The organism is Cecembia sp., assembly GCF_007126775.1.
Lineage (GTDB): Bacteria > Bacteroidota > Bacteroidia > Cytophagales > Cyclobacteriaceae > Cecembia.
On sequence record NZ_SLAP01000122.1, the window covers coordinates 1 to 6,123 of the forward strand.

Consider the following 6,123-nt stretch of genomic DNA (forward strand, 5'->3'; position numbering starts at 1 on the left):
GGGATTCAGCTTGGAGACGGCGGGCTTTCGGAGCCGTATTCTTCAAGCTTACTCCGAACGCCTTAAAGATACTGATTTTCATAGTTACTCGGTACCGCCCGCTGTATCCAAGGTGATGTTATGCATTCGGCATTCTTTTTTAGTAAGCCAATTTTTTGTCGTTCAGCTCAACATTAAATTTTACACTTGCTCCCAAAACTTCAAATACCTTCATTATTGTCGAAAACCTGGCATCTGTGGTGCTGTTTTCAATTTTTGAGATTTGAGCCTTTTTTACTCCTACTAATTCCCCGAGCTGCTCTTGAGTTAAATTCCGCTCCTTCCTTGCCTGCTTAATGGCATAGCCCAATAAGTCTAGCCGAAGTTCGTTCTCGAATTCATCCCTTTTTTTTGTTCCTTTTTTTCCGATATGCTTGTCGGTCAACTCCTCTAAACTGTACGTTTTCATTTTTTCCTCCCTTTTTCTTTTTTCTCTTGAAAATATTGCTCCATAAGCTTCCTCGCCTTTTCTATTTCTCCTTTTGGAACTTTTCCAGTCTTTTTTATCAGCCCATGGGTTGATATCACTACTGTATCTTCCTTGGCTGTTTTATCCCAAAAAGCAAATAGCCGATAATATGTTTTACTGAACTTGGTTCTAAACTCCCAAACTTCATCCTGAAGTTTTTTAAAAAGTTCTCTGTCATTTGTAATGCTGGCCTTCCAAATATTGTAAAAAATTTTCTCCCTTGCCTTCTCGTCAAGTTCATCAAGGAATTGCTTCGCATCTTCCAAAAATTCAACCCTGAATTTATAATTATCCATTCAAGTTCCCTTTTATCCTTCAAATATAAAAGTTTCTTTTTTAGGAAACTATTTTTGTTCGTGGGTTTTTTAATGCTGATGCATAACTTACTTATTGTTACATGTTTGTACTGCCAAGCCATCAAAAATTGACGGCTTATTACGTAAATTACACTATTTATTTAAAAATAATGTTTTTTTATAAATCATCAAATGGTGATTTAATTTCTGAAATCCTTTTTCGGCTAACATGAGTATAAATCTCAGTAGTCCTGCTGCTGTTGTGGCCAAGCAACTCCTGGATATATCTTAAATCCGTACCGCTCTCCAATAAATGGGTAGCATAACTGTGCCTAAGCCAATGGAGAGTTACTGGCTTTTTAACCTTCGCTTTTTTTACAGCGTATTTTAGCACCTGCTGTAAACTACTGCCACTATATTGGCCTCCTAATTTTTCCCCTTCAAATAAATATACCTTAGGACGCTCCGCTTTATAATAGGATCTCAATAATTCTATAAGTTTATCAGATAGGGGAACAACTCTGTCCTTTTTACCCTTGCTTTGTTGGATAAAAAGCAACTTTCTATTTGGATCAATATGTTTCAATTGAATATTCAAAAGCTCAGTCCTCCTTAATCCACATGCATATATCAGACTGATCATAGACTTATGTTTAATATTTGTAATGGAATCCAAAATCTTTTTCACCTCTTCCTTACTCAATACATTTGGCAAAACCTTTTCCTTTTTAGGCCTGTAAATAATATCTGGATTGATTTTTATCCCTTTTCGGTTGGCAAAAAATAATTTGATGGCATTGACAAATTGGTTTTGATAAGAACTGGAATAGGAATTTGCAAGGATATATTCAGAATTGAACTTTTCTAGATCTGAATTTTCTATCTCTTCTAATGGCTTGTTGTCTAAAAACCTAAAAAAGACAGAAATAGCTTCCCTGTAGGTTTTGATGCTGTTTTCACTGTAACGCTTATTCCTCATCCATTGCTCAAAAAGTTGGATTTCTTTGGAATTGACCGCTGAAAGATTTGGTAATACTACGCTTACTTTATCCTTGGGTATCTCCACCTTCTTCAATTCACTGTAATCCAACCAAGCTTTCCCTTTAAAATATTGCAGCATTTCTGATAACCTTTCATCCGAATAAGCCACCCACCATACCCTTCTCTTGGTATCCCAATTACAGCCGGGAAATTGCTTGACCAATTCCTTCAATTCGTATTCATATGGGAACTCAATCCTGATCACAGGATTATTGCCTATCCAGCTATTTTTTAAAACCAGCTTCTTCATAAAAATCTCATTCAAAAAATTTAATGATCAATTTAACATCCACCGGACTTACTTAAAAGATTCCAAGTCAACTTATCCGATTAAATTGAACTCCATCAAAAAAAGCCCCCGATTTCTCAGGGGCTTATTCGTTTTCAGAAAGCAATTTGTTTCTTGATTTACCAGTGAAGACCTTCGAGGTTTCAAAAACCTCAAAAGTTAAATCTCTCCGCTTTCTAAGGATTACGCAATTTCCACAAAGATACCTTTGCACCAGCAAACAAATCTGTGTCAATCCGTGAAAATCACCTTTTCAAACTGTGTATTACTAATCTTCGTGTCTTTGCGCCTTTGTGGCCTACCAATTCTTAAGAAAACGGATACTTCCCTTTCTCAATCATATAATCCGCAATCTGCCTTCTCAATTCCTTGGTATTTACCAAATCAGCCTTAGTCCAGCGCTTCAGACCCATCAACATCACCTTCTGTTCGTCTCCTTTAGTGAAAGCAGCTATAGCTTCCTTCGCCGCTGTTTGGATTTTTTCAATGGCCTCAAACAAATATACCTGAGACATAGCAATCTGCTCTTTACAAGCGTCCTCTCCTCTCATTGAGACCAGTTTCTCCGTTCTCAAAATGGCAGACTCTGCTGCATAAACCTCAATCATTACATCGGCCAGGTTCATCATCACTTCCTGCTCCGACTCTATCCTGTCCTGTAATGCCATCGCTGCCTTGCCCCCTACCATCAAGAAGACTTTCTTCAACTTCTTGATCACATCCTTCTCTGAAGCAAATAATTCAGAAGTATCAATGGTCTCGAAACTCGGCACAGATGTCAGTTCATTGGCTACAGCCATCGCAGGCTCAAAAAGTGCAATCTCACCTTTCATGGCCCGCTTTAGTAGCATGCCTACCATCAACATCCTATTGATCTCATTGGTGCCTTCGTAAATTCTGGAAATCCTTGCATCCCTGTAAGCCCTTTCCATTGGAGCATCGGCAGAATAACCCATACCACCATAGACCTGAACTCCTTGATCCACAACATAATCCAATACTTCAGAACCATGCACCTTGGCAATAGCCGCCTCAATGGCAAACTGCTCCAAAGCTTTCAATTTGGCCTCGGCATCTTCCATACCTTCTGCAGCCAAAGCAGCCATCCTGTCTTCAATGTCCTGACCGGCACGGTAACACAAGGCTTCACAGGCATAGGTCCTGATGGCCATTTCTGCCAATTTTTGCTTGACCGCACCAAAGGAATTTATAGATACTCCAAATTGTTTTCTTTCAGATGAATATTTGATCGCATAAGAAGCAACTGTCCTACATCCTCCCAATACACCGGCACCCAATTTGATTCTACCGATATTCAAAATATTTACTGCAATTTTGAAACCGTTTTGTCTGTCTGAAAGGAGGTTTTCTACAGGTACTTTGCAATCGTTGAAGAATACCTGACGGGTAGAAGAACCCTTGATACCCATCTTTTTCTCTTCCTCATTCATGGTAATACCGCCAAAACCTTTCTCTACAATAAAGGCAGAAAGGTTTTTGTCATCATCGATTTTGGCAAATACAATAAAGAGATCCGCAAATCCTGCATTGGAAATCCACATTTTCTGTCCATTGATGATGTAATGCTTGCCGTCCTCGGTCAACACTGCCTTGGTCTTACCGCTATTGGCATCCGAACCGGCATCCGGTTCAGTCAAACAATAACAAGCAGCCCACTCACCGGTAGCCAACTTGGGCAGGTATTTGGATTTCTGCTCCTCATTGCCATAATACAAAATCGGCAAGGTACCGATTCCGGTATGTGCACCGTAAGTAGTAGAGAAAGAACCTGCTCCACCGATAATATCAGCTATCAACATGGAAGTATTGAAACTCATCCCCATGCCACCGAATTCCTCCGGTACGGAAATACCCAATAAACCCAATTCACCCGCCTTCTTAAAAATAGCGGGTACCAATTCAGGATGCTTCATGCTGTCGATTTCCTCGATTTTTGGATGGATCTCCGTATCGATAAAATCCTGACAGGCCTGTGCCATCATTTTTTGCTCTTCAGTAAACTCTTCAAAAATGAAGATGTCCTGGGCTTCTGTTTCCTTCACCAGAAACTCACCCCCGTTGATTGATTTTTTTGTGATTGTTGACATAATTTTAAAATTTTATATTTCTTGGTAAAAAGAGATATGAGATGTGAGATATGAGATGTGAGATATGAGATATGAGATGTGAGATGTGAGATTTGAGAGGAGCAATTTTCTAAGATGCAAATTTGTTTATCAATGCAAAAACCATTTTTTGTAACTCCCCAATCTCCTTTTCAATTTCCTCTAATTCGCTTTTTTTCAGAAAGCCCAATTCTATTGAAATGGTTATTTGGGTATCCAATTCACAAAGTGAACCATAGGCAATACTTAGAAATTGTGAAAATTCTTTGTTTGTCTTTCTTCCCGAACCTTCTGCAATATTTGACGGAACGGAAACCACACATCTTCTTAATTGAGATATTAGTCCAAACTTTTCTTCCATAGGGAAAGTAGAAGTATGTTGGTAAATAGAAACGGCCAATTTTATAGAACGCTTCCAAACATCTAATTCCTTATAGTTATTCATAAAATTTCCTTTTTAATCTCAAGTCTCATATCTCCCGTCTCATATCTCCTATCTTACATCTATTTCAAAAGTTCAAAGACTCCCGCTACGCCCTGTCCACCGCCGACACATGCCGTAACCATTCCGTACTTCTTGTTCTGTCTGCGGAGTTCGTTGAAAAGCTGTACGGATAACTTGGCTCCAGTACAACCCAGCGGGTGACCCAATGCCACCGCACCACCATTGACATTGACCTTATTGATATCCATGTCCAGGGATTTGACCACAGCCAAACCTTGGGCCGCAAAGGCCTCATTCAATTCAATCAGATCGATTTTATCTAAAGTCAAGCCTGCCTGCTTCAAAGCTTTTGGCACTGCCTCCTTAGGACCTATACCCATGATGCGCGGTTCTACCCCTGCTACAGAGTAAGACATCATGCGGGCTATCGGCTCCAGGTTCAATTCCTTTACCATGCGCTCAGACATCACCACCACAAAAGCAGCACCATCTGAAGTCTGGGAAGAATTACCGGCAGTAACCTGACCACCCATTTTAAAGGCTGGCTTCAAGTTAGAAAGCCCTTCCAATGATGTTCCGGCTCTTGGTCCCTCATCGGTATCGACTACATATTTTCTTGTTTTTCTCTTACCTTTTTCATCCAGGTATGTTTCTTCTACTTCTACAGGTACGATTTCATCCTTAAACTTCCCATCTGCAATGGCTTTCAGCGCACGGTCATGCGATCGCACGGAGAATTCATCCGCCTGTTCACGGGTAATATCGTATTCTTTGGCCAATTCCTCAGCAGTCAGACCCATACTCAGGTAATAATCCGGGGTCTGGGAAGCAATCTTCCAGTTGAGCGCTGTCTTATACCCCATCATAGGCAGCAGGGACATGGACTCCGTTCCTCCTGCAATGATACAGTCTGCCATACCGGCTTTGATTTTGCCAACCGCCAGGGCTATGGCCTCCAAGCCTGAACCACAATAGCGATTGATAATGAAGCCCGGGTTGTCGATTCCCAATGCCAAAAGGGAAATCATTCTTCCCATCTGCATGCCTTGTTCTGCCTCAGGAATGGCATTGCCTACGATGAGGTCATCTACCATTTTTGCTTCCAAACCGGGAGTTTGGGTTACTAAGTGCTTGATGACATCTGCTGCCAGGTCATCCGGACGGTAGAACCTAAAGCCACCTTTTTTGGCCTTACCCACCGCTGATCTATATCCGTTTATGATGTATGCTTCCATTTCGTCTATGTTCTAATGCGTTTATTGTTAATATTGGTTTTTCTATACTCTGAATGTATAAGAATCAAGAATCAAGAGCCAAGAATCAAGACTTGTAGCTAGTAAGGATTGGATTCCAGTGTTTGCCTGAAACCGTGGATCATCCTTTGGACTTCAGAGAGATCTACCCCCAATTCATCAAAA

At 40.5% G+C, this 6,123-nt stretch carries 6 protein-coding genes; all 6 read right to left on the reverse strand.

The features are described 5' to 3' along the window. Window positions 1-139: 139 nt before the first annotated feature. On the reverse strand, window positions 140-448 hold the full coding sequence (locus QZT73_RS08280) for a helix-turn-helix transcriptional regulator (RefSeq protein ID WP_084121025.1): 309 nt from the start codon (window positions 446-448) through the stop codon (window positions 140-142). After that, complete coding sequence (locus QZT73_RS08285; protein WP_291787627.1) at window positions 445-804, reverse strand: type II toxin-antitoxin system RelE/ParE family toxin; 360 nt, start codon at window positions 802-804, stop codon at window positions 445-447. Before QZT73_RS08285 ends, QZT73_RS08280 begins: the two co-directional genes overlap by 4 nt. A 178-nt stretch (window positions 805-982) precedes the next feature. Further along, the gene (gene xerA, locus QZT73_RS08290) at window positions 983-2,095 is read right to left on the reverse strand and encodes a site-specific tyrosine recombinase/integron integrase (protein WP_291787629.1); all 1,113 of its coding nucleotides are present in this window, start codon (window positions 2,093-2,095) and stop codon (window positions 983-985) included. A 347-nt stretch (window positions 2,096-2,442) separates the two neighbouring features. After that, window positions 2,443-4,242: an acyl-CoA dehydrogenase family protein gene (locus QZT73_RS08295; RefSeq protein WP_291783860.1), complete on the reverse strand. Its 1,800-nt coding sequence runs from the start codon at window positions 4,240-4,242 to the stop codon at window positions 2,443-2,445. A 109-nt stretch (window positions 4,243-4,351) separates the two neighbouring features. Beyond that, window positions 4,352-4,705: a four helix bundle protein gene (locus QZT73_RS08300; protein WP_291783858.1), complete on the reverse strand. Its 354-nt coding sequence runs from the start codon at window positions 4,703-4,705 to the stop codon at window positions 4,352-4,354. A gap of 59 nt (window positions 4,706-4,764) precedes the next feature. Continuing rightward, a complete protein-coding gene (locus QZT73_RS08305) occupies window positions 4,765-5,940 on the reverse strand; it encodes an acetyl-CoA C-acyltransferase (protein WP_291787632.1) in 1,176 nt (391 codons plus the stop codon). Between the last annotated feature and the right edge of the window lie 183 nt (window positions 5,941-6,123).